This is a genomic window from Mycolicibacterium holsaticum DSM 44478 = JCM 12374, from assembly GCF_019645835.1.
Classification (GTDB): domain Bacteria; phylum Actinomycetota; class Actinomycetes; order Mycobacteriales; family Mycobacteriaceae; genus Mycobacterium; species Mycobacterium holsaticum.
Genome location: NZ_CP080998.1, coordinates 130,461 through 151,872, shown reverse-complemented (window position 1 = coordinate 151,872; position 21,412 = coordinate 130,461). Strand labels below are relative to the sequence as shown.

The following is a 21,412-nucleotide window of genomic DNA, read 5'->3' as shown; positions in this document are numbered from 1 at the left end:
GGCAGGGCATGCTCAGGGGTGGCGGCAACGAGCAGCGAGAGGCGGTTGGTGATGCGATGACCGACACGGCCCGTCTGCTCGACGATCCGGGCGATCTGTCGACGCTGCGCGCCAAGGGCGCCGATCCCGACGAGTTGTTCGCGTCGTTCGCCGCATGGGCCGAGGCCAACGGCACCGTGTTGTACCCGGCGCAGGAGGAGGCGCTGATCGAGTTGGTCAGCGGCGCCAACGTCGTCCTGGCGACCCCGACCGGTTCGGGGAAGTCGCTGGTGGCCACCGGTGCGTTGTACGCGGCGCTGGCCGCGCGGCGGCGAAGTTATTACACCGCCCCCATCAAGGCGCTGGTCAGCGAGAAGTTCTTCGCGCTGTGCGAGGTTTTCGGCGCGGCCAACGTCGGCATGCTGACCGGCGACGCCGCGGTCAACGCCGAGGCGCCGATCATCACCTGTACCGCCGAGGTGCTGGCCAATATCGCGCTGCGCGAAGGCCCGAACGCCGATATCGGGCTGGTCGTGATGGACGAATTCCACTTCTACGGCGACCCCGACCGGGGGTGGGCGTGGCAGGTGCCGCTGCTGGAGTTGCCACGGGCGCAGTTCCTGCTGATGTCGGCGACGCTGGGCGACGTCACGTTCCTGCGCGACGACCTCACCCGGCGCACCGGACGGCCGACCGCGCTGGTCGCCAACGCCGAACGTCCCGTGCCGCTGTTCTATTCGTATGCGACCACCCCGATGCACGAGACGATCGGCGACCTGCTCGACACCCGGCAGGCGCCGATCTACATCGTGCACTTCACCCAGGCCTCGGCGCTGGAACGCGCGCAGGCGCTGATGAGCGTCAACGTCAGCACCAAGCAGGAGAAGGCCGAGATCCGGGACCTGATCGGCGCGTTCCAGTTCTCCACGGCCTTCGGTGCGACGCTGTCCCGGCTGGTGCGCCACGGCATCGGCGTGCACCACGCCGGGATGCTGCCGAAGTACCGGCGGCTGGTCGAACAGCTGGCGCAGGCCGGCCTGCTCAAGGTGATCTGCGGCACCGACACTCTCGGCGTCGGGATCAACGTGCCGATCCGCACCGTGGTGTTCTCGGCGCTGTCGAAGTACGACGGTGTGCGCACTCGGCTGCTCAACGCGCGCGAGTTCCACCAGATCGCAGGCCGGGCGGGCCGGGCCGGCTACGACACCGCGGGCACCGTCGTCGTGCAGGCGCCCGACCACGAGGTGGAGAACCTCAAACAGTTCGCCAAGGTCGCCGACGATCCGAAGAAACGCCGAAAGTTGGTGCGCCGCAAGGTACCCGAGGGCATGGTCCCGTGGAGTGAAGCCACCATGAACCGGTTGATCGAGGCCACCCCCGAACCGCTGACCAGCAACATGCGGGTATCGACCGCGATGATCCTCGACGTGGTCGCACGTCCCGGTGACCCGTTCGAGGCGATGCGGCGGCTGCTCACCGATAACCACGAGCCGCGTAAACGCCAACTGCAGCACATCCGCGAGGCCGTCGGCATCGCCAGGTCACTGCTGCAGGCCGGGGTGGTGGAACGGCTCGAGGAACCAGCACCAGACGGCCGCCGATATCAGCTGACCGTCGACGTGCCGCCGAACTTCGCGCTGTATCAACCCCTCTCGACGTTTGCGCTGGCCGCCGTCGACGTGCTCGACCCGGCGTCGGAAACGTTTGCACTCGACGTGGTCTCGGTGATCGAGGCGACGCTGGAGGATCCGCGCCAGATATTGGCCGCGCAGCTGAACAAGGCCCGCGGTGAAGCGGTGGCGGCGATGAAAGCCGAGGGCATCGAGTACGAGGAACGCATCGAACTGCTCGACGACGTCACCTACCCCAAGCCGCTGGAGGAGTTGCTCGAGCACACCTTCGAGGTGTACCTGCAGAGCAACCCGTGGGCCGCCGACGCCCGGCTGGCACCGAAGTCGGTGGCGCGCGAAATGTGGGAACGCGCAATGACGTTCCGCGAATACGTCAGCGACTACGGGTTGACCCGCTCGGAGGGCGCGGTGTTGCGCTACCTGTCCGACGCGTACAAGGCGCTGCGCTCCGGGGTGCCCGCCGCCGCCAGAACCGAGGAGCTGACCGACATCGTCGAGTGGCTCGGCGAGCTTGTCCGCCAGGTCGATTCGAGCCTGCTCGACGAGTGGGAGCAGCTGACCAGCCCCGAGCAACCGCACGACGCGCCGGTGGCGGTGCCTGCCCGGCCGCGTCCGCTCACCGGCAACGAACGCGCGTTCACGGCGATGGTGCGCAACGTGTTGTTCCGGCGGGTGGAGTTGTTCGCCCGGCGGCGCTGGGCCGAACTCGGCGCGCTGGACACCGGATCGGGCTGGACGGCCGATCGTTGGGCGCAGGTCGGCGAGGGTTACTTCGACGAGCACGACGACGTCGGCACCGGCGCCGACGCCCGCGGACCGGCGCTGCTGATCATCGACCGCACGCCGCAGGTGTGGCGGGTGCGGCAGATCTTCGACGATCCGGCGGGTGATCACGACTGGGGCTTCACCGCCGAGGTCGATCTCGCCGAATCCGACGAGGCGGGCGCAGCGGTGCTGCGGGTGCTCGACGCGGGCCGGTTCGACTAGCCCGGGTTTTTGTGGCGGCCCCACAACGCAGGTGCGCGTCGTTGTCCGAGCGCGGCAAGCGCGCCCCGGTGATCGCGACGACCATGGAGGAAAACGCCGACCCGAGAGGAGCTCACGGTGCACCGCCGCGGTGGCAACGATCAGCGCAGGATCGCCGTTCGGCGGCCTGACGATGATGTGACCACCTTCACCCTCGGGCTGCCCCGGTGGCCACTGCTGGTGCGGCTGCGAGGTGGTGGCCCGCTGGTGCGGACGATCGACAGGATCGAGGCCCTGGTCGTGGCCATGGCCGTCGTGGTCTCGCTGATCGCGGTGCCGATCGCCGGGGCCGTCGGCACCGCGCTTTTTGATTCCAAGCGGATGGTCTACAGCGAACAGGCCGACGCGAGTACCCGGGTGGTCGCGACGATCACCGCGATCCCACCCACCACCGACGGCCCGCAGTCGGCGTCCGTCGTCCTGCCTGCCCGGTGGTCGGTCGACGGAACGGTGCACACCGGTCTCGTCGCGGCCGACTCGTGGAGCGATATCGGTGATCCGGTCGAGATCTGGGTCGATCACCACGGCAACCAGGTGCCTGCGCCTGCGACGACGACCCGCGCGGCCGCCGAAGCGGTGACGGTGGCCGTGCTGATCTGGCTGGGCGTCTCCGGCATCGCCGCGGCGCTGACGGTCACCACCCGGGTGCTGGGCGACCGGCGCCGCATCGCCCGTTGGCAGCGTGGCCTGGACCGGCTGCTCGAGCAGAGCGACGGCCAGGGCCGAAGCCGAACCCAGTAGCACCCGGGGGTTTCGCACGGGCATGTCCCGATCGGAAACCCGCTGGTGAGCCGATTCGTGATTTACACCTTGGCGCCCCGGCGTGAACATGGACGCAACAAGCCAGGAGAGGCGGAGTCGATGACGATCAGCGTGGCCGAACGCGCCGAACTGCGCACGGCGGTCGGTGAGCTGCTGGGCGACAAGTGCACCGAAGCCGACGTGCGCCGCGTGATGGGCTCAGACGATGGCTTCGACCGTGAGCTGTGGCGTCATCTCGCCGAGCAGGGCGTGCTCGGCATGCTCGTCGACGGCGATCACGGCGGGCTGGGTTTCGGCGCGCTGGAACTCGAAGCCGTCGCCGAGGAGACCGGCGCGGCGCTGCTGCCCGCGCCGTTTCTCTCCAGCGCGGTGCTGACGGTGGCGCTCATCTCGGCCGCGGGCTCCGACGAGGACAAACAGCGGCTGCTGCCCGGGCTGGCCGACGGCACGTCGATCGGCACCGTCGCGCTCACCGGCCCGTCCGGGACGTGGACCGCCGACGGCGTCGACGTCGTCTCCGGCGCCGACGGCAGCCTCAGCGGTGCGGCGCACTACGTGACCTGGGGGCAGGTGGCCGACGTGGTGCTCGTCGTGGCCCGCGCCGGCGACGGCGTCGGCGTCTTCGAGGTCTCACCCGATGCGCCGGGCTTCGTACGCACGGCGGCAACGGTTTTCGACCCGACCGTGCGGCTGTCGACGTTCACCTTCGCGGGCACCCCGGCACGGCGGCTGGGCACCGCCGGTTGGGACGCCGTGCAGCAGGCGTTGGACTACGCGGTCATCGGCTCGGCAGGAGAACAGGTGGGCGGGGCAAGGCGTATCTTCGACATCACCGTCGAATACCTCAAGACCCGCGTGCAGTTCGGCCGCCAGATCGGCAGCTTCCAAGCGCTCAAACACATGGCCGCCGACCTGCTGCTCGAGGTCGAGAACGCCACATCGGCGGCTCAGCACGCCGCCGCCGAAACCGCGTCGCACAGCGAAACCGCGGGCGGGGCGGTCGCGTTGGCCGGTTTCACCTGCGCCGAAGCCTACGAAACCATCGCGATGAACGCCATTCAGATGCACGGCGGGATCGCCTTCACCTGGGAGCACCCCGCCCACCTGTTCCTGCGCCGCGCGCGCACCGGGACACATCTGTTCGGCGGCTCACGTCTTCATCGCGAGCGCTACCTCGTCTCGAAGGGTGCCTGACATGACCTCGCTTCCCGCTGCCGACGACCTGCGCACGGAGGTACGAGAGTGGCTGAGCGCCAACTGGTCTCCGCTGCCCAAGGCCGACGACCCGTGGGTGTCGACCCCGGAGCGGATCGCGTGGCTGGAGAAGGTGCTCGACGCGGGCTACGCGGTGCCCACCTATCCCACCGAATGGTTCGGGCGCGGCTATCCGGGCGAGCTGGCCAACGTCATCGGCCAGGAGTTCTCGGCGATCAAGGCGCCGGGCGCCCGACAGGATAAGTACAACATCCCAGCCAACACCGCGCTGAAACTCGGCACCGACGCCCTCAAGCGGGATCTGCTGCGCGACTTCCTGGTTGAGCGGTCCCGCACCTGCCTGCTCTACAGCGAGCCGGGCGCTGGTTCGGACCTGGCGGCCGTGCGCACCACCGCGGTCAAAGACGGCGACCAGTGGGTGGTCAACGGCCAGAAGGTGTGGACATCGGGGGCATTGACCGCCGACTACGCGCTGCTGCTGGCGCGCACCGACTGGGACGTCCCCAAACACAAAGGGCTGAGCCTGTTCATCATGCCGATGAAGCAGCCCGGCATCGAGGTGCGCCCGCTGGTGCAGATCACCGGGGAGTCGCACTTCAACGAGGTGTTCATCAGCGACGCCACCGTCTCCGACGACTATCTGCTCGGCGGTGAGGGCAACGGCTGGCGCGCGCTGCAAACCGCGCTGGCCTACGAACGTTCGATCATGGGCGACAGCGGACGCGGGTCGCGTAACCGCAAGGCCGACAGCCTGATCGAGCTCGCACGCGAACACGGCGTCCTCGACGATCCCGCGGTGCGCTATCCCCTGGCCAAGGTGCTGGCGCTGCGCGAGCTCAACAAGCTCAACAACGCGCGCGCGAAAGCCGCGACCACACAGGGCACCTCGAGCTCGATCATGTCGTTGGGCAAGCTGGCGATGTCGCGGATCCTGCACACCGAGGCGGCGATGAAGACCCAGATCATCGGAGCGCAAGCGCTGTTGGCCGGCCCCGACAACCCGGTCGCCGACGACGTCAACTTCCTCACGCTCAACGCGTACTTCACCTCGATCGGCGGGGGCACCGACCAGATCCAACGCAATATCATCGGCGAGCGGGTGCTCGGCCTGCCCAAGGAACCCGAGACCGACCGCGACATCCCGTTCCGTCAGGCCCGCCGGAGTTGACCCGCATGTCCGAGGTGACCGGCGCCACCTACGATCCGCCCTTGCTGGGCACGCGGATCCTCGACCTGACGTCGGGGCCGATGACCGCCGTCGGCCGCCTGTTCGCCGATCTCGGTGCGCACGTCACGGTGCTGCGCCTGGCCGGCGTCAGCGACGATGAGGTGGTCGGCCCGCATGTCGGCGCGGTGCCGGTCCAGACCGCGATCAACCGCTACGGCATGGCGACGATCGAACTCGATCCCTGCACCGCGGCGGGCGGCGCCGAGTTCGAGGAACTGCTCGCCGATGCCGACATCTTCATCGAGAGCACCCGCCCCGGCTCACTCGCCGAAGCGTCGCTGGCGGTGCGCGAGATCCGCCGCAGGCATCCGGCGCTGGTGATCCTGTCGCTCAGCGACTTCGGCCGCGACACCGACTACCGCACCTGGCAGGGCACCGGTCCGGTTTTCCACGCGCTGACCAGTGAACTGTCGCGGTCGGGAATTCCAGGGCGCGAACCGCTCGTCCCGCCCGCCGAACTGCCCTATTCGGTGGCCGCCGCACACGCCGCGGCGATGACGCTGGCCGTCCACGTGGATCGGCTGCGCACCGGCGAGGGCGATTTGATCGACTTCTCGATCCTCGAGGGCGCGATGCAGACGCTCGATCCGCCGTTCGGTTCGGCGGGCAGCGCGTCGGCGGGCGTCGCGGTCAGTGCACAGCAACGGGATTGGAACGCCGAACAGCAGCGCTATCCGATCATTCCGTGCAAGGACGGTCACGTCCGTATCTGCATTCTGTCCAAACGCCAATGGCGGGGCATGTTCACGTGGATGGGCAGCCCCGAAGAGTTCGCCGATCCCGCCTTCGACAAGCTCGGCAAGCGCTTCCGTTCACCCCATCTGCTCGAGGCCATCGCGGGCTTCTGCGCCGACAAAACCCGCGCCGAACTCGAGGCTGCGGGCCAGGCCCACGGCGTGCCCACCGCAGCGGTGCTGAGCTTGTCGGAGGCGTTGACCGCCGAACACTTCAGTGCCCGCGGATTTTTCCGCGATGTGGAGTTGGCGCCCGGGATGGTGGCACCGGTCCCGGTCGGGGTCAGCGAGATCGACGGGCACCGGGCGAGCGCACTGAACGCGCCGTCGGTGCCGGACGTCCGCGTTACCGCCGCGCCGCTGTTGGCGGCCCGACCGCGCCGCGGCGAGGGCCTGCCGCTGGAGGGCATCCGCGTCCTGGACCTCGGCGTCATCGTGGTCGGAGCCGACACCGGGCGCGTCTTCGGCGACCTGGGCGCCGACGTCGTCAAGATCGAGCACTCGGCGCACCCCGACGGGCTGCGGGTCGGCAAGCTCACGACGATGACCCAGCCGTTCGCCGCGGGGCACCGCAACAAACGGTCGATCGGCCTGGATCTACGCACCGCCGAGGGGCGCGCGCTGGCGCACCGCCTCGTCGAGTCCTCCGATGTGGTGCTGACGAATTTCAAGCCCGGTGTCGCTGAGACGCTGGAAATGGATTACGCGACGCTGCGGCGGATCAACCCCGGCATCGTCGTGGTGGACAGTTCGGCGTTCGGCCCGAACGGGCCGTGGGCCAAGCGGCTCGGGTACGGACCGCTGGTGCGCGCCGCGGTCGGGTTCACGAACCTGTGGGTGTACCCCGACGACCCCGAGACCTTCTGTGACACCGTGACGGTCTACCCCGATCACGTCGCCGCCAGGATCGGGGCACTGTCGGCGATGGCGCTGCTGCTGCGCCGGGAACGCACCGGCGAAGGCGGATCGGCGAGCATCGCGCAGGCAGAGGTCATGCTCAGCCACGTCGCCGCCGACATCGCCGCCGAGGCGCTGCAGCGCGTAGGGCATCCGCGCTCCGACCGCGATCGCGGCACTCCGTGGGGCCTGTTCCCCGCCGCCGGTCACGACAGCTGGATCGCGGTCACCGTGCGCGATGACGCCGATCGCCAGGCGTTGCGCTGGGTGCTGGGCATCCCCGGTGAGGGCGAGGTCGATCCCGACGCGGTGCGCGCCTGGACGGCCCGGCACGAGGCGACCGAGGCGATGGAGAAGCTGCAGGCCGCCGGCGTGCCCGCGGGCGCCGTTCTGCACGCCGACGAGCTTCCGTCGTGGGCGTACTACGGGCAACGGCGCGCGTTCCGCGAGGAACTCCATCCGCACGGAGACGTCCCGTTCGTGATGGAAAACGTGCAGATCCACTGCGATCACGTGGCCGATCCGCCGTTGCGCCAAGCCCCGCTGATCGGTGAGCAGACCGCCGAGATCGCCGCGGAACTGTTAGGCCTCGAGCCGACGCAGATCGCCGCGCTGCACGAACGCGGGGTGCTCGAGACCACGGTCGGGTCTACGCAGGGCGCGCCGGTCATCTCGTAGCATTCGGGTGCACACCCGTTTGAGACCGGCAGGAATGGACATCGACTTCACCAGGCTCAGGTATTTCGTCGCGGTCGCCGACGAACTGCACTTCAAGCGAGCCGCCGAGAAGTTGATGATCACGCCGCCGCCGCTGAGCAAGCAGATCAAACTCCTCGAAAAGGAACTGGGCGGAGCACTGTTCGAGCGCGGTTACCACGATGTGCGCCTGACCCCGCTCGGCGAGAAGCTGCTCGGTCCCGCGCGCGAGATCCTGCGCCAGGTCCAGGATTTCAAGGCTGCCGCCGAAGAAGGCGTGCAGGGTCGGGCCCCGATCCGGGTGAGCGCCACCGCCTACGCGCCCTCCGACCTGCTCGCCCAACTGGAGACGGTGCTCGTCAGCCTTCGCCGGCCGACCGAGTTCAGCGTCCCGGGCTCGGGCACCGAGGTGGCCGCCAAACTGATCGGCGGGCACGCCGAACTCGGTCTGATCCACCTGCCCGCCAACGATAAACGGCTGCGGTCGAAGGTGGTGGCGAGCTACCAGGGTGCGATCGCGGTCCGGTTCGACGATCCCCTCGCGGACAAGGATCTGGTCGAGATCGAGGAGTTACGCGAGCGCGACGTGGTCATCGACTTCGCCCGGCCCAACCCGGTGGTGCTGGCCGGTTTGACCCGTGGGCTCAACAGCCGCGGCGTGCACCGCATCGTGCGCACGACGAACCAGCGGGGTGGCGAACTCGAAATGGCCACCCAGGTTTTCAACCGGCACCTCGTCGCGCTGGTGAGCTATGCCCCCGACTCGTTCATTGGCAAGATGTTCTCCCCGCCGGAGTTCAGGCTCATTCCGATCGATGAAAGCAACTGGGCGCCAGCGCGTATCGCCTTGGCATGGGCGCCCGAGCGGCTAGGCGGCAGGCTCGCCGAGATCGAATCGGCCGTCGAGCAGATCGCCGACCGCCTGGGACCCGTGCGCCGGGGCACGTGAACGGCGCGGTCAGGCGCCGAGCGCGTCGATGACCGCCTGCAGCTTGGCTCCGACTTCTTCTGCGACCGGCGTCAGGCCGGGATCATGGGTGACGTCGACGAGCAACTGGGGATTCATCGCCTCGACGAGCGTCGTGTCCGGGTCGTCGGGATCGCTGCGCACCACGACGTTGCACGGCAGCAGCAGCCCGATCTGACGTTGCACGCCAAGTGCCTGGTGTGCCAGCGGCGGATTGCACGCACCGAGGATCAGGTAGTTCTCCATGTCCGCGTCGAGCTTGGTCTTCAGCGTGGCCTTGATATCGATCTCGGTCAGCACACCGAAGCCCTGCTCGGCCAGTGCCTCCCGGGTACGGGTGACGGCGTCGTCGAACGACGTCTTCAGGCTGGTCGCCAGAGCGATGCTCATGTTGACTCCTTTGTCTGTCCTTATCGCTTCGAACAATCAGGCGAGTGCGAGAAACAGCTTCTCCAATTCCGCCTCGGTCATCGGTTTTTCGTTGCCCTCATGGTCACCGGCGATGCATTCGCGCAAACCGGTCGCGACGATCTTGAAGCCGGCGCGGTCGAGCGCCCGTGACACCGCCGCGAGTTGGGTCACGACGTCCTTGCACTCGCGGCCCTGCTCGATCATCGAGATCACCCCCGCGAGCTGGCCTTGCGCGCGCCGCAGCCGGTTCAGCACTGCGTCGATGGATTCCTGGTCACCGACCATTTCCGTGTCCTTCCACTAGAAGTCCCATATTACCCGTGGGGGTATGTTTCACCAGTTCAACACCGCCCGCGGCGGTCAGATTCCCCCGGCGGGCCAGCTACAAGCCTTGGAAATAATTTCTCCACCACGTAGGATATATACCCATAGGGGTATCTTCGTTCTTCGACACAGGAAAGGGGGTTCGGCGATGTGTTACCCAGTTCAATGCCCGGCCTGCGGTAAGACGACATGGGACGGCTGTGGCCAGCATGTCGACGAAGTGATGCGGTCCGTGCCGGCCGCGCAGCAGTGCTCATGTGCGCGCGTCACCGAGCCGGCGCCACAACGCGGGCGCAAATTCTGGCGTCGATAACCCGCAACCTTCATGGCGTCGCTGTCTCCCACGATCGATCGGCGCCGGCCTGGTGGTCGGCCTGCTGACCGGACTGTTCGGCGTGGGTGGCGGGTTCCTCATCATCCCGACGCCGGTGGTCGTGCTCGGCGTGGAAATGTCCACGGCCATCGGCACTTCGCTGCTGATTATCATCCCCAACTCCGCCGCCGGCATCTTCTCGCACCTGCACGACGTCGGCGCCGACTGGTCGCTCACGGCGGCGTTCGTCGGCGCCGCGGTGGTCGCATCGCTGGTGGCCGGATACTTCGGCACCAAGGCCGACACCGTCCGGCTGCAGCGCTGGTTCGACTACCTCGTCTTCGTCGTCGCCGCCTACGTACTCGTCGACACCGTCTTCCTTTCGAGAACGCCGCCAAGGCCGGCTTGACGGTCCATTAGGCCGAATCGGGACCGCGCTGGCCAATCGGCGACCGTGACACGGGATGTGGACCACAATCGAGAGTTCGAGCCGCGAGCGAGGTCAAGGTGATGGATGAACCCCTGGTGCTGCAAGACCGCGATGAGCGCGGCGTCGTCACGCTGACCCTGAACCGTCCGCAAACCTTCAATGCGCTCTCCGAGGCGCTGCTCACTGCGCTCGGCGAGGACGTCGACACCCTTGCCGACGACGACGCCGTCCGCGCCGTCGTGCTCGGAGCGGCCGGAAAGGCGTTCTGCGCCGGTCATGACTTGAAGGCGATGCGGGCCGAGCCCTCGCTCGAGTACTACCAGCAGCTGTTCGCACAGTGCACGGCCGTGATGCTGGCGATCCAACGCCTGCCCGTCCCGGTGATCGCACGTGTGCACGGTCTCGCGACGGCCGCCGGCTGCCAACTCGTCGCGATGTGTGACCTCGCGGTGGCGAGCCAGGACGCGCGCTTCGCGGTCAGCGGCATCAACGTCGGGCTCTTCTGCGCCACCCCGGGAGTGGCGCTGTCGCGAAATGTGCCCCGTAAGGCCGCGTTCGAGATGCTCGTCACCGGCGAGTTCGTCTCCGCCGAGCAGGCCCGCGCGCTGGGCCTGGTCAACCGGGTCGCCGCGCCGGACAGGCTCGACGACGAGATCGCGGCACTGGTGGCACACATCGTCGCCAAGCCGCGCGTCGCCGTCGCGACAGGCAAGGCGCTCTTCTACCGCCAGCTCGACGTCGGCATCGAGACCGCCTACGACGACGCGGGTGCGACGATGGCGCACAACATGATGGATCCGTGCGCCCTCGAGGGGGTCCAGGCCTTCATCGAAAAGCGTGCTCCCCGTTGGTCGCCAGCGCCGACGACGTGACCGATCGGACCTAACCCGTCGACGACGCCGCCTTGCGCGCGGCGATCTTGGCGCGGACGTCTTGCATGTCGAGTCCCTTCACCCGGGTGATCAAGTCCTCGAGCGCCGCCGGATGCATCGCTCCGGGCTGGCTGTACACCAGCACGGCGTCGCGAAAGGCCATCACCGTCGGGATCGACCGGATCTCCAGGGTTGCCGCAAGGTCGCGCTCGGCTTGCGTGTCGACCTTGGCATGGACGACGTCGGGGTGCGCGGCCGCGGAACGTTCGAAGATCGGGGCGAACGCGCGGCAGGGTCCACACCACGACGCCCAGAAGTCCACCAGCACGATCGGATTCCCGACGATAGTCGACTCGAAATTGTCGTAGGTCAGGGTCTTGGTTGTCATGATCGTTTCCTTTCCGTGTTTGTGTCCAGCGCTGCCGGCTGCTACGCGAGCCCCTTGAGCATCAGGTTCCAGTACATGAACGGCAGCCCGTATTTTTTGAGGTACCAGTAGCTTCGGTGCGGCTTGGTCGGGTCCAGCAGCGGCACCGACGGGGTGATGTTCAGGTCGTAGTCGAACTCGGCGAGCAGCATCGCGTGCGACGAGGTGACGATCGGACATGATCCGTAACCGTTGTAGGAGGCTTGCAGTGGCCGGCCGGTGAGGAACGCGTCGATGTTGTCGACCACCACCGGGGCCTGTTTGCGGATCGCGGCACCGGTTTTGGAGTTCGGTGACGATCCGGCGTCCCCGAGGCTGAACACGTTCGGGTAGCGCACGTGTTGCATGGTGTGCTTGTCGATCTCGACGTAACCACCCGCATCGCCGGTCGACAACGGGCTGGCCTTGATCCAGTCCGGTGCCGACTGACGCGGTACGGCATGCAACACCTCGTAGGACAGCATGGTGTCGGACCCGCCGGCACCGGTGGCCGTCACGCCCACTTTGCGGGCCTCGGCGTCAACGGAGGTCACCTCGGCGTTGGTGTGCACCGTGATTCCGTATTCCGCCGCGACCGCGTCGAGGTTGTCGGCGATCGCGGGGATCCCGAACAGCCGCGGCGTCGGCACCACCAGATGCACGTCGATGTCGTCGAGCACCCCCTGCGATCGCCAGTAGTCACTGGCCAGATAGGCGATCTTCTGCGGCGCCCCAGCACACTTGATGGGTCCGGAGGGCATCGCGAACACCGCTGTACCCGAACGTAAGTCGCGGATGAAATCCCAGGTCCGCGGGGCCAGGTCGAACCGGTAGTTCGACGACACCCCGTCCTTGCCGAGTGCGTCGGACAACCCCTCGGTGTCCGCCCAGTCCAGTTGAATGCCCGGGCTGACCACGAGCACGTCGTACTCATAGACCGCACCGCCGGCACACGTGACTGTGTTGTTGTCGGGGTCCACTGCCGCGGCCGCGTCCTTGATCCACGTCGCGTTCCTGGGCATCACCGAGGCCTCGGGCCGCGCGGTCGTCGACGCGTCTGCCCGCCCGCCGCCGACCAGCGTCCACAGCGGTTGGTAATAGTGCGTGTCGGACGGTTCGATGACGGCAACGTCGGAGTGGCCGCGCCGAAGGAGGCGGGCGGCCACCGAGATTCCGGCGGTGCCCCCTCCGATGATCACGACCTGGTGTTTGGCGGTAACCATCTCCTTGCTTTCCCTTCTGGTACGTCGGCTCAGGCGCTCTGCCGGGATTCCGCCCAGGCGCCGAAGCCGCCCAGGATGTCGCTGACATCGGCGAACCTGTTGTGCCGCAACAGGCTGGCCGCTACCGACGACCGGTAGCCACCGGCGCAGTAGACGACGGTCGGCTTGGCCGGATCCAGCTCGCTCAGCCGGCCGGGCAGCTGACCCACCGGGATCTCGATCGCATTCGGGATGGTGCCCGCCGCGGCCTCGCCCGGGTTGCGCACGTCGACGATCTGCAGGTCGGCCAGCTCGGCCGCGCGCTGGTCGAATGCTCTGGCCGTCAGCCGGGACGCGATCTGCACGTCGTCCTGGTGGTCGAACATCACCTCGAACGGGCGGTCCAGGTAGCCGATCACCCGGTCGAAGCCGATGCGCGCCAGCCGGGTCTTGGCTTCCATCTCCTGGCCGGGTTCGGTGAACAACACGATGTCGGCGTCGGTCGGCACCACCGATCCGGCGTATTCGGCGTAGCGGCCGTCGAGCCCGACGTTGATCGCGCCGCGCAGATGCCCCAGAGCGAACTCCTCCGGTCCGCGGCCGTCGACCAGGATCGCACCGGCGTTCATCGCCTCGCGCACCTGCTCGTAGCTCATCGCCGTCGGCATCTTGGTCTCGTCCAGCAGTGCCCGGTCCTTGCGGTTGAGGATCGCGTCGTAGACGAAGTAACTCGGTGCCGGTGGCTGACCCTCGGTGACCAACGCCATGAAGGTGGCCTTGTCGGGGGCGCGCAGCGCGTAGTTCGTTTCCTTCTGCTCGCCGATCGTCGACCACAGGTCGGTCGACAGGTTCTTGCCGCAGGCCGAACCCGCGCCGTGGGCCGGATACACCCGGGTGGCATCGGGCAGGGTGATCAGCTTGTTGTGCAGCGAGTCGTAGAGCTTGTCGGCCAGCTCCTCACGGGTGAACCCGATCGAGGCCAGCAGATCCGGCCGGCCGACGTCACCGATGAACAGCGCGTCGCCGGTCAGCACCCCGTAGGGCACCTCGTCGTCGGGATGTTGGTAGACGACGATGCTCAGCGACTCGGGCGTGTGGCCGGGGGTGTGGCGGAACTCCAGCGTCACCTCACCCAGCGAGTAACGCTCGCCGTCGGCCACGCCCATCGACTCGAACTCTGTCTCGGCAACCGAGGAGTACACGATCTTGGCGCCGGTGGCCTTGGCCAGCTCCAGGTGGCCTGACAGGAAGTCGGCGTGGAAGTGCGTTTCGATGACGAGTTCGATGGTGTATCCCATCTCCTTCGCATCCGCGAGGTACTCGGCCACGTCACGCTGGGGGTCGACAACGACTGCGCGCCGGGTGGTTTCGTCGGCGATCAGGTACGACGCGTGCGACAGGCAGTCCAAGTAGTACTGGATGAATTTCATGGCGGCGGTCCTTTCGTTTCGGTGCTCGGGGGCCGTCTGACCATCAGACTGCCGATACCCCTCTGGGTATGTCAAGTACCCTAGGGGGTATAGGTATTCCTCCTTGCCTTTACCCCCAGGGGTATGTGTACCATGGGCGGGACTATACCCCTGGGGGTATCAAGTACCCCCGCTCGGCTCGAAAGGACGCCAAAGATGCCCGCACCGATGGCCATCGACTGCCAGGACCTCAGCCAGCTGCTGGAATCGGCCAGCCCGCCGCGGGTGCTCGACGTCCGCACCCCGGGCGAGTTCGAGACCGCCCATATCGCCGGCGCCTACAACGTGCCCCTGGACCTGCTGCGCGAACACCGCGACGAGATCATTCGCTACCTCGACCAAGACGTCGTCCTGGTCTGCCGCTCGGGTCAGCGCGCCGCACAGGCCGACGAGACGCTGCGCAATGCGGGGCTGACCAACGTGCACATCCTCGCCGGCGGCATCACCGCCTGGGAAGCCAAGGGATTCGCGGTCAACCGCGGCGTCGAACGTTGGGACCTGGAGCGACAGGTCCGCCTGGTAGCAGGCGGCATCGTGCTCTCCAGCATCCTGGGCAGCATCGCCGCGCCAAGGCTCAAGTGGGTGGCGGGCGCCATCGGCGGCGGCCTCACGATCGCGGCGCTGTCCAACACCTGCGCGATGGGCATGTTGCTCTCGAAGCTGCCCTACAACCGGGGCGCCTCCTGCGACCCGCAGACCATCGTGTCGCAACTGGTCGACTCAACCGAAAAACGCGGCGGCAGATCATGATTGGGTTGGCAATCGGCCTTGCCGTGTTCGTCGGCGTCGCGCTGGGGCTCCTCGGCGGCGGGGGGTCCATCCTGACCGTTCCGCTGCTGGCTTACGTCGCGGGGATGGACGCCAAACAGGCGATCGCCACCTCGCTTCTGGTCGTCGGCGTCACCAGCGTGATCGGTGCGATCTCGCACGCGCGGGCCGGGCGGGTGCAATGGCGCACCGGCCTGATCTTCGGCGCCGCGGGCATGGCCGGCGCCTATGCGGGCGGACTGCTGGCCCGCTACATCCCGGGCACCGTGCTGCTCATCGGCTTCGCCGTGATGATGATCGCCACCGCGGCCGCCATGTTGCGCGGCCGCAAGAACGTCGAGGCCACCGCAGGCAACCGTGCCCTGCCGGTGCCGAAGATCTTGGCCGAAGGTCTGGTGGTGGGCCTGGTCACCGGTCTGGTCGGCGCCGGGGGCGGATTCCTCGTGGTGCCTGCGCTCGCCCTGCTCGGCGGCCTGCCGATGCCGGTGGCGGTCGGCACCTCGCTGATCGTGATCGCGATGAAGTCGTTCGCGGGCCTGGGCGGCTATCTGTCCAGCGTGCAGATCGATTGGACGGTCGCGCTGGCGGTGACCGGCGCGGCCGTGGTGGGTTCGGTCATCGGAGCCCGGCTGACCGCGATGGTCGACCCCGAGGTGCTGCGGAAAGCCTTCGGCTGGTTCGTGCTGGCGATGTCCTCGGTGATCCTGGGTCAGGAGATCCACCCGAGCGTCGGGGTGGCCGCGGCGGCGCTCACCGCGATCGCGGCGGGCGCCACGCTGGCATGTGCCCGGCTGCAGATCTGTCCGCTGCGACGGCTCACCGGTGCGGCCGCACCCACGCTGAATGCGGCCAGCCCGGCGATCTGACGATCAGAACTGGTGGCAGGTGTCCAGCACGGTCTTCATCGCGGCGATCTTCGCCTGCCCCTCCGGCGAGTTCTTCCACTCGTCCCACTTGGCGCGCTTCTCGGGGCTGATCTCCGGCTTGTTCGCCCGCTTCTCTTCGAACTTGGCGCGGCGTTCTTCGACGGACAGGTTGAGGATCCGCTCGAACTTGCCCATCCGTTCGGGGTTGGCGGCGAGGTCGGGGGCGTGCTGCTGGGCGGCGGCCTGGAACTGGGGGAAGGTGCAGGTGGTGTCGAGCAGCCCGCCGTGGGGTTCTGCCGCGGCGGTGCCCGCGCCGAACAAAAGGCCGGCGGTGGCGAGCCCGGCAAACGTCGCGATCAACGGGGTGCGGATGGCAACCAAGTCGATGTCCCTTCTCGTAGGTGTGATCTTGAGCTTCCTCCGAGTTAACCAAACCCGGATATAAGACCAGCTCAAGCCCCTGACGTCGGACCTACTCGACTCAAGACGCCTCGGCGTCCTGCCGTTCCTCCTCCAGTCGGTCCTTGCTGCGCAGCACCCGCAGAAGCGTCACGAGCAGCAGCCCGCCGACGACATTGCCGACGGCGGTGTACCCGAACCAACTCAGCCAGTCCCAGTAGCCGAACGGCGCCGCGCCGGTGATGAGCGCCCCGAAGATCAGCAGCGAGTCGAGGATCGAATGGAACATCTGCAGCCCGGCGAGCAGAAACCCGCCTGCGACGGCCGCGGTGATCTTGCCGAACGTCGAATCGGTGCCGTGCTGCATCCGCGTCATCAGCGTGATGACCATTCCGCCGAGCAGCGACAGCGTCACCGTCTCGGCCGACAGCGGAGCGGTGGCGAAGTGGGTGCCCGACTCGATCGTCTGCGCATGCAGTTTCGGGTAGGCGGTCATGATCAGCCACATGATCAGCCAGCCCCCCGCGAGGTTGGCGATCAGCGTCCCGCTCCACAGCTTGAGCAACTGCCCGATGCTGGCGCGCTTGGCGACCACCGTGGTGACCGGCACCAGAAAGCCCTCGGTGAACAGTTCGCTGCGGCCGAGCAGCAGCGCCAGGAAGCCGATTGAGAACGCGAGCCCGGCGAGCAGCTGGTTGTGCGTCGCGGCCAACACCGAGAGATAGGCGAGGACGCCGACCGCCACCTCGGTGCCGCCGAAGAAGCCGGTGACCAGCACCTCTCGCCAGCTGCGGTGCAGGCGCTGAGTGCCCTCCCCCACCATCCTCTGGAAGGCGCCCTCCAGTTCGTCCTCGATGGGACTGTCCGACTGACCTAGCTCGCGTTGGCTGGTTTTGCTCACGGGTCGTCCTCAGGCTCGGATGGCGGCGGCAGTCACGAATACCCACCGCCGGGCCGCCCAAGCACCGGTTTTTGCGTCCAGGGTCGTTGCGCGGCACAGAGCACAGCCCTGAGCGCAATAATCAGCGCCGATCCGGCAGCGTTAGGGTTCTCTGGTCGGCCTCAGCGAACCAGCCGATAGAAGAGTTGAGCAATTTCATGACCAGAGCAGCAGAATCGTCGGCGCTTGAAGCCCGGGTCGGCCACTACTATCAGATGGACGGCACCTACCTGGTCGGCCGCGAGAAGGTGCGTGAGTATGCCCGCGCAGTGCAGGACTACCACCCCGCGCACTGGGACGTCGACGCCGCCGCCGCGCTGGGCTATTCGGGCGTGGTGGCGCCGCTGACGTTCACCTCGGCCCCCGGCATGTCCTGCAACCGCCGGATGTTCGAGCAGGTGGTCGTCGGTTACGACACCTACCTGCAGACCGAGGAGGTCTTCGAGCAGCACCGCCCGATCGTGGCCGGCGACGAGCTTCAGGTCGACGTCGAGCTGACGTCGGTGCGCAGGATCGCAGGCCGGGACATGATCACCGTGACCAACACCTTCACCGACACCGCAGGCGAGCGGGTGCACACGCTGCACACCACCGTCGTCGGCGTCACCGCCGAGGACCTCAACCCGGAGGTCAAAACGGCGGTGCAGAACGCGATGATGCACGACGTGGACTTCTCGGGGGTCAGCACTTTGGACTCCACGTACCACAAGACCGTGCGCCCCGAGGGCGAGATCCGGATCTCCGACGGCGGCACGACCCGCACGCCGGGCACGCCGTCCTTCGATGACGTGGCGGTCGGCGACGAACTGCCGGTGCGCCACACTCGGCTGTCGCGCGGCGATCTGGTGAACTACGCCGGCGTGGCCGGCGACGCCAACCCGATTCACTGGGACGAGGACATCGCCAAGCTGGCCGGGCTGCCCGACGTGATCGCCCACGGCATGCTCACCATGGGCCTGGGTGCCGGGTTCGTCTCGGCCTGGTCGAACGATCCCGGCGCGGTCACCCGTTACGCGGTGCGCCTGTCCGCACCCGCGATCGTCTCGGCGACCGAAGGCGCCGACATCGAGTTCAGCGGCCGGATCAAATCGCTGGATCCGGCGACGCGCTCCGGTGTCGTCGTGGTCGCGGCGAAGTCGGCCGGAAAGAAGATCTTCGGCCTGGCGACGACGAACATCCGCTTCCGCTGAGCGCGCTCAGCACAAGTCGTGCAGCGCGGCGCTCACAATGTCCATCGCCGCGCCGGTCGCCACACCGAGGTCCTTTCGAACCATGATGACGGCATCGGGTGCGAGGACGCCCGCGCTGCTGGCTGCGCATACCCGGTAGCCCTCCGAGAGCAGCGGATCGGCAGTCAGAAACGTATACCGGTCCTGCAAGCCTTCTAGGTATTCGTCCTCTGAGGCCGCGGCAGGAGCCGCGAAGAGCACCGCGAGGACCGCGGTCGCCATCCCAAGACGCATCAACGCAAACATGTGAGCCACCTAGGGTCAGATGCCATTCGCCAAGCTCGATGATAAGCGCCGACGTGTTCGCCCGCGGTGACTTCAGCAAACGGTGTCAGCGTTGGGGTCCTTGTGCGCGCTGAGTAGGAGTCCCGGCATCATCATCAGGCCGTCGGTGGTGCGCTTGACGTTCGTCGTCGCGGCGCCGCCATCGGGAGGCGGTATGTCCTTGCCGTACAACGTCGCTGGACGCACATCGTCGACGGTGAACCGGGTGGCGATCGTGTCGCGCAGTTCGTCGGCGGTGAAGCCGTTGGGGCCGGGCGCGTCGTGGCCGAAGGGCCGTTCAGCGAACGCCAAGATGTACAGCGCAGCCCCGGGTGCCGCCGCCCGGTGGACCGCCTCGACGTAGGCCTGCCTACGCTCGACCGGCAGCGTGTGCAGGCATCCGCTGTCCATCACGGTGTTGAACCGGTCGTCGTAGCCACCGAAGTCGGTGATGTCGGCCTGGGCGAGCGTGGCTGAGGCGAGCCCGCGCTCGGCGGCGGCTGCGGCGGCTGCCGCGACGGCGGTCGGGCTGAGGTCCAGCCCGACGACGCGGTAGCCCTGCGCCGCCAAGGCCAGTGACAACTCCGCGTGCCCGCAGCCGGCGTCGAGGACCTCGCTGCGCACCCTGCCCTGCTCGATCAGCGCCGCCAGTTCGGGCTGCGGCGCGCCGATACTCCACGGAGGCAGGGTGTCCTGCCGATAGGCGTCGTCCCAATCCCGGTGCGGTTCAGTCATATTCGTGGTCCTCTCATACGCCGCTGCGTATCCGCATGTCTTCCGCGTGGTGCTCGCCGCGGAAATAGGCGCGGGTCTCGCGGTACACCAACGGGGACAGGATGACCAGACCGATGAGGTTGGGCAGCGCCATCAGGCCGTTCATCACATCGGAGAAGGTCCACACCGTTTGCAGGGCCGTGGTGGAGCCGATGTAGATCACGATGATGAACAGGATCCGGTACGGGACCACCGCCTTGCGCCCGAACAGGTACTCCACGCACCGCTCGCCGTAGTAGGACCAGCCGAGCAGGGTCGAGAACGCGAAGAAGATCACGCTGAGCGTGACGATGATGCTGGCCCAGCCACCGGGCAGGCCTTCGGCGAACGCGCGTGCGGTGAAGCTGGCGGCCTCGTCGGGGCCCGCCTCCTTCCACACCCCGGTGACGACGATCGTCAGCGCGGTGAAGCTCACCACCACCAGCGTGTCGATGAACGTCTGGGTCATCGACACCAGCGCCTGCCGGACCGGGTGGGTGGTCTTGGCCGCGGCCGCCGCGATGCCGCCGGTGCCCAGACCCGACTCGTTGGAAAAGATGCCGCGCGCGACGCCGTAACGGATCGCCGCGGCGACGGCCGCTCCCGCGAAGCCTCCGGTGGCCGAGGTGCCGGTGAACGCGTCGGTGAAGATGAGGCCCACCGCGGCGGGCACCTCACTGATGTTGAAGGCCAGCACGGCGGCCGCCCCGACGATGTAGAAGACGATCATCACCGGGACGAACAGGCTGGTCACTCGGCCGATGCTCTTGATGCCGCCCAGGATGACCGCGGCAGCCAGCACCACGATGACCGCGCCGGTGATCGGTGCGGACACGCCCCACTCTTCTTCGACGTTGGCGGCGACGGTGTTGGCCTGGGTCATGTTGCCGATTCCGAACGCGGCCAGCGCGCCGGCGATCGCGAAGAACCCGCCGAGAAAGACGCCGAGCGGCCCCTTGATGCCGCGCCGCAGGTAGTGCATCGGCCCACCGGACTGCTCGCCTGCGGCGTCGGTGCGACGAAACCGCACGCCGAGGAAGGCTTCGCTGTACTTGGTCGCCATGCCGACCATGCCGGTGAACCACATCCAGAACACGGCGCCGGGGCCGCCGAGGGCGATCGCGGTGGCGACACCGGCGATGTTGCCGACGCCGACGGTCGCCGCCAGGGCCGTAGACAGCGCCTGGTAGTGCGAGATGTCGCCTTCGGCGCCCAGGTCCTTGCGTTTGACGAACGCCAGCCAGAACGCCAACCGGAACCTTCGCACCTGGATGCCGCGCAACAACACGGTGAGGTAGAGGCCGGTCAGCAGCAGTAAGGGGATCAGCAGCCAGGGACCCCAGATGAAGCTGCTGACATCGCCAAGAAGGTTGTCGATAGTCGTCATCGCACCGCCGTAATCCCGTAGACGTCAGACCCGTGAAACGGTAGTGCACCGGCATGTGGCGATCCAGCGATTCGCACCGGCTGATGCGGGTAACCCATCCGTATCGAAACCGACCGCTGAAGAGAACCGATGACTTCACCAGACCCGAATGACGCTGCTGAACAGCAGGATTCACCTCCGGACGAAGTGCCGCCCGCGGCGCCCGCGTATTCGACGCCGCCGCCAGAGGATTAGCGACTTGTGG

21 protein-coding genes and 1 pseudogene are annotated in these 21,412 nt (G+C 67.6%); 12 read left to right on the top strand and 10 right to left on the bottom strand.

Annotated features, from left to right (window positions below; genetic code table 11):
• The first annotated feature begins 56 nt into the window (after window positions 1-56).
• The 6 genes from K3U96_RS00750 to K3U96_RS00725 all read left to right on the top strand — a co-directional run bounded on the left by K3U96_RS00750 (window position 57) and on the right by K3U96_RS00725 (window position 9,117).
• The gene (locus K3U96_RS00750; protein ID WP_220691752.1) at window positions 57-2,597 is read left to right on the top strand and encodes a DEAD/DEAH box helicase; all 2,541 of its coding nucleotides are present in this window, start codon (window positions 57-59) and stop codon (window positions 2,595-2,597) included.
• A gap of 117 nt (window positions 2,598-2,714) precedes the next feature.
• Window positions 2,715-3,377, top strand: coding sequence for an Rv1733c family protein (locus K3U96_RS00745; RefSeq protein WP_230982323.1), 663 nt, complete (start codon window positions 2,715-2,717; stop codon window positions 3,375-3,377).
• Between the two features lie 120 nt (window positions 3,378-3,497).
• Window positions 3,498-4,592, top strand: coding sequence for an acyl-CoA dehydrogenase family protein (locus K3U96_RS00740; RefSeq protein ID WP_220691751.1), 1,095 nt, complete (start codon window positions 3,498-3,500; stop codon window positions 4,590-4,592).
• Window position 4,593: 1 nt separating this feature from the next.
• The gene (locus K3U96_RS00735; protein WP_220691750.1) at window positions 4,594-5,781 is read left to right on the top strand and encodes an acyl-CoA dehydrogenase family protein; all 1,188 of its coding nucleotides are present in this window, start codon (window positions 4,594-4,596) and stop codon (window positions 5,779-5,781) included.
• Window positions 5,782-5,786: 5 nt separating this feature from the next.
• Window positions 5,787-8,150, top strand: a complete 2,364-nt coding sequence (locus tag K3U96_RS00730; protein ID WP_220691749.1) for a CaiB/BaiF CoA-transferase family protein — start codon at window positions 5,787-5,789, stop codon at window positions 8,148-8,150.
• A 34-nt stretch (window positions 8,151-8,184) separates the two neighbouring features.
• Window positions 8,185-9,117, top strand: a complete 933-nt coding sequence (locus K3U96_RS00725; protein ID WP_220691748.1) for a LysR family transcriptional regulator — start codon at window positions 8,185-8,187, stop codon at window positions 9,115-9,117.
• Window positions 9,118-9,126: 9 nt separating this feature from the next.
• On the opposite strand, the gene K3U96_RS00720 is transcribed toward K3U96_RS00725, so the two are convergent.
• Window positions 9,127-9,525, bottom strand: coding sequence for a DUF302 domain-containing protein (locus tag K3U96_RS00720; protein ID WP_220691747.1), 399 nt, complete (start codon window positions 9,523-9,525; stop codon window positions 9,127-9,129).
• A 36-nt stretch (window positions 9,526-9,561) separates the two neighbouring features.
• Complete coding sequence (locus tag K3U96_RS00715) at window positions 9,562-9,831, bottom strand: metal-sensitive transcriptional regulator (protein WP_069408175.1); 270 nt, start codon at window positions 9,829-9,831, stop codon at window positions 9,562-9,564.
• A 187-nt stretch (window positions 9,832-10,018) separates the two neighbouring features.
• Between K3U96_RS00715 and K3U96_RS27250 the strand changes: the two genes are divergently transcribed.
• From K3U96_RS27250 to K3U96_RS00705, 3 genes and pseudogenes are all read left to right on the top strand, one after another.
• The gene (locus K3U96_RS27250; protein WP_491562388.1) at window positions 10,019-10,183 is read left to right on the top strand and encodes a DUF8730 family Cys-rich protein; all 165 of its coding nucleotides are present in this window, start codon (window positions 10,019-10,021) and stop codon (window positions 10,181-10,183) included.
• A 10-nt stretch (window positions 10,184-10,193) separates the two neighbouring features.
• Window positions 10,194-10,592 (top strand): annotated as a pseudogene (locus tag K3U96_RS00710) (TSUP family transporter); the annotation flags it as partial.
• A 101-nt stretch (window positions 10,593-10,693) separates the two neighbouring features.
• Window positions 10,694-11,485 carry an enoyl-CoA hydratase gene (locus tag K3U96_RS00705; RefSeq protein ID WP_220691745.1) on the top strand — a complete coding sequence of 264 codons (792 nt, stop codon included), beginning with the start codon at window positions 10,694-10,696 and terminating at the stop codon, window positions 11,483-11,485.
• Window positions 11,486-11,495: 10 nt separating this feature from the next.
• Here the strand turns inward: K3U96_RS00705 and trxA are convergent, their stop codons facing one another.
• The 3 genes from trxA to K3U96_RS00690 are packed head-to-tail and all read right to left on the bottom strand — an operon-like array spanning window position 11,496 to window position 14,523.
• The gene (gene trxA, locus K3U96_RS00700) at window positions 11,496-11,873 is read right to left on the bottom strand and encodes a thioredoxin (protein WP_220691744.1); all 378 of its coding nucleotides are present in this window, start codon (window positions 11,871-11,873) and stop codon (window positions 11,496-11,498) included.
• Between the two features lie 41 nt (window positions 11,874-11,914).
• Window positions 11,915-13,114: an NAD(P)/FAD-dependent oxidoreductase gene (locus K3U96_RS00695; protein ID WP_069403339.1), complete on the bottom strand. Its 1,200-nt coding sequence runs from the start codon at window positions 13,112-13,114 to the stop codon at window positions 11,915-11,917.
• 29 nt (window positions 13,115-13,143) lie between these two features.
• Window positions 13,144-14,523 (bottom strand): rhodanese-like domain-containing protein, encoded by a 1,380-nt coding sequence (locus K3U96_RS00690; RefSeq protein ID WP_220691743.1) that lies wholly within the window; start codon window positions 14,521-14,523, stop codon window positions 13,144-13,146.
• A gap of 195 nt (window positions 14,524-14,718) precedes the next feature.
• Between K3U96_RS00690 and K3U96_RS00685 the strand changes: the two genes are divergently transcribed.
• A complete protein-coding gene (locus tag K3U96_RS00685; protein WP_230982322.1) occupies window positions 14,719-15,312 on the top strand; it encodes a rhodanese-like domain-containing protein in 594 nt (197 codons plus the stop codon).
• On the top strand, window positions 15,309-16,196 hold the full coding sequence (locus K3U96_RS00680) for a sulfite exporter TauE/SafE family protein (RefSeq protein WP_220691741.1): 888 nt from the start codon (window positions 15,309-15,311) through the stop codon (window positions 16,194-16,196). Before K3U96_RS00685 ends, K3U96_RS00680 begins: the two co-directional genes overlap by 4 nt.
• A 3-nt stretch (window positions 16,197-16,199) precedes the next feature.
• Here the strand turns inward: K3U96_RS00680 and K3U96_RS00675 are convergent, their stop codons facing one another.
• The gene (locus K3U96_RS00675; protein WP_220691740.1) at window positions 16,200-16,577 is read right to left on the bottom strand and encodes a hypothetical protein; all 378 of its coding nucleotides are present in this window, start codon (window positions 16,575-16,577) and stop codon (window positions 16,200-16,202) included.
• A gap of 100 nt (window positions 16,578-16,677) precedes the next feature.
• Window positions 16,678-17,496: a formate/nitrite transporter family protein gene (locus K3U96_RS00670; protein WP_220691739.1), complete on the bottom strand. Its 819-nt coding sequence runs from the start codon at window positions 17,494-17,496 to the stop codon at window positions 16,678-16,680.
• Window positions 17,497-17,693: 197 nt separating this feature from the next.
• Here K3U96_RS00670 and K3U96_RS00665 point away from each other — a divergent pair, with 197 nt between their 5' ends.
• Window positions 17,694-18,725: a fused (3R)-hydroxyacyl-ACP dehydratase subunits HadA/HadB gene (locus K3U96_RS00665; RefSeq protein WP_069403345.1), complete on the top strand. Its 1,032-nt coding sequence runs from the start codon at window positions 17,694-17,696 to the stop codon at window positions 18,723-18,725.
• 6 nt (window positions 18,726-18,731) lie between these two features.
• Here K3U96_RS00665 and K3U96_RS00660 read toward each other — a convergent pair whose 3' ends face one another.
• The 3 genes from K3U96_RS00660 to K3U96_RS00650 form a co-directional block, all read right to left on the bottom strand.
• Window positions 18,732-19,010 carry a hypothetical protein gene (locus K3U96_RS00660; protein WP_230982321.1) on the bottom strand — a complete coding sequence of 93 codons (279 nt, stop codon included), beginning with the start codon at window positions 19,008-19,010 and terminating at the stop codon, window positions 18,732-18,734.
• Between the two features lie 72 nt (window positions 19,011-19,082).
• Window positions 19,083-19,763 (bottom strand): class I SAM-dependent methyltransferase, encoded by a 681-nt coding sequence (locus K3U96_RS00655; protein WP_220691738.1) that lies wholly within the window; start codon window positions 19,761-19,763, stop codon window positions 19,083-19,085.
• A gap of 13 nt (window positions 19,764-19,776) precedes the next feature.
• A complete protein-coding gene (locus K3U96_RS00650; protein ID WP_220691737.1) occupies window positions 19,777-21,168 on the bottom strand; it encodes an alanine/glycine:cation symporter family protein in 1,392 nt (463 codons plus the stop codon).
• Window positions 21,169-21,412: the final 244 nt, after the last annotated feature.

What these genes read in the sequence shown, in the direction of transcription:
- K3U96_RS00750 (WP_220691752.1), top strand. Translation starts at nt 57, where the DNA reads ATGACCGACACGGCCCGTCTGCTCGACGATCCGGGCGATCTGTCGACG.
- K3U96_RS00740 (WP_220691751.1), top strand. Translation starts at nt 3,498, where the DNA reads ATGACGATCAGCGTGGCCGAACGCGCCGAACTGCGCACGGCGGTCGGT.
- K3U96_RS00735 (WP_220691750.1), top strand. Translation starts at nt 4,594, where the DNA reads ATGACCTCGCTTCCCGCTGCCGACGACCTGCGCACGGAGGTACGAGAG.
- K3U96_RS00730 (WP_220691749.1), top strand. Translation starts at nt 5,787, where the DNA reads ATGTCCGAGGTGACCGGCGCCACCTACGATCCGCCCTTGCTGGGCACG.
- K3U96_RS00725 (WP_220691748.1), top strand. Translation starts at nt 8,185, where the DNA reads ATGGACATCGACTTCACCAGGCTCAGGTATTTCGTCGCGGTCGCCGAC.
- K3U96_RS00720 (WP_220691747.1), bottom strand. Translation starts at nt 9,525, where the DNA reads ATGAGCATCGCTCTGGCGACCAGCCTGAAGACGTCGTTCGACGACGCC.
- K3U96_RS00715 (WP_069408175.1), bottom strand. Translation starts at nt 9,831, where the DNA reads ATGGTCGGTGACCAGGAATCCATCGACGCAGTGCTGAACCGGCTGCGG.
- K3U96_RS27250 (WP_491562388.1), top strand. Translation starts at nt 10,019, where the DNA reads ATGTGTTACCCAGTTCAATGCCCGGCCTGCGGTAAGACGACATGGGAC.
- K3U96_RS00705 (WP_220691745.1), top strand. Translation starts at nt 10,694, where the DNA reads ATGGATGAACCCCTGGTGCTGCAAGACCGCGATGAGCGCGGCGTCGTC.
- trxA (WP_220691744.1), bottom strand. Translation starts at nt 11,873, where the DNA reads ATGACAACCAAGACCCTGACCTACGACAATTTCGAGTCGACTATCGTC.
- K3U96_RS00695 (WP_069403339.1), bottom strand. Translation starts at nt 13,114, where the DNA reads ATGGTTACCGCCAAACACCAGGTCGTGATCATCGGAGGGGGCACCGCC.
- K3U96_RS00690 (WP_220691743.1), bottom strand. Translation starts at nt 14,523, where the DNA reads ATGAAATTCATCCAGTACTACTTGGACTGCCTGTCGCACGCGTCGTAC.
- K3U96_RS00685 (WP_230982322.1), top strand. Translation starts at nt 14,719, where the DNA reads ATGCCCGCACCGATGGCCATCGACTGCCAGGACCTCAGCCAGCTGCTG.
- K3U96_RS00680 (WP_220691741.1), top strand. Translation starts at nt 15,309, where the DNA reads ATGATTGGGTTGGCAATCGGCCTTGCCGTGTTCGTCGGCGTCGCGCTG.
- K3U96_RS00665 (WP_069403345.1), top strand. Translation starts at nt 17,694, where the DNA reads ATGACCAGAGCAGCAGAATCGTCGGCGCTTGAAGCCCGGGTCGGCCAC.
- K3U96_RS00660 (WP_230982321.1), bottom strand. Translation starts at nt 19,010, where the DNA reads ATGTTTGCGTTGATGCGTCTTGGGATGGCGACCGCGGTCCTCGCGGTG.
- K3U96_RS00655 (WP_220691738.1), bottom strand. Translation starts at nt 19,763, where the DNA reads ATGACTGAACCGCACCGGGATTGGGACGACGCCTATCGGCAGGACACC.
- K3U96_RS00650 (WP_220691737.1), bottom strand. Translation starts at nt 21,168, where the DNA reads ATGACGACTATCGACAACCTTCTTGGCGATGTCAGCAGCTTCATCTGG.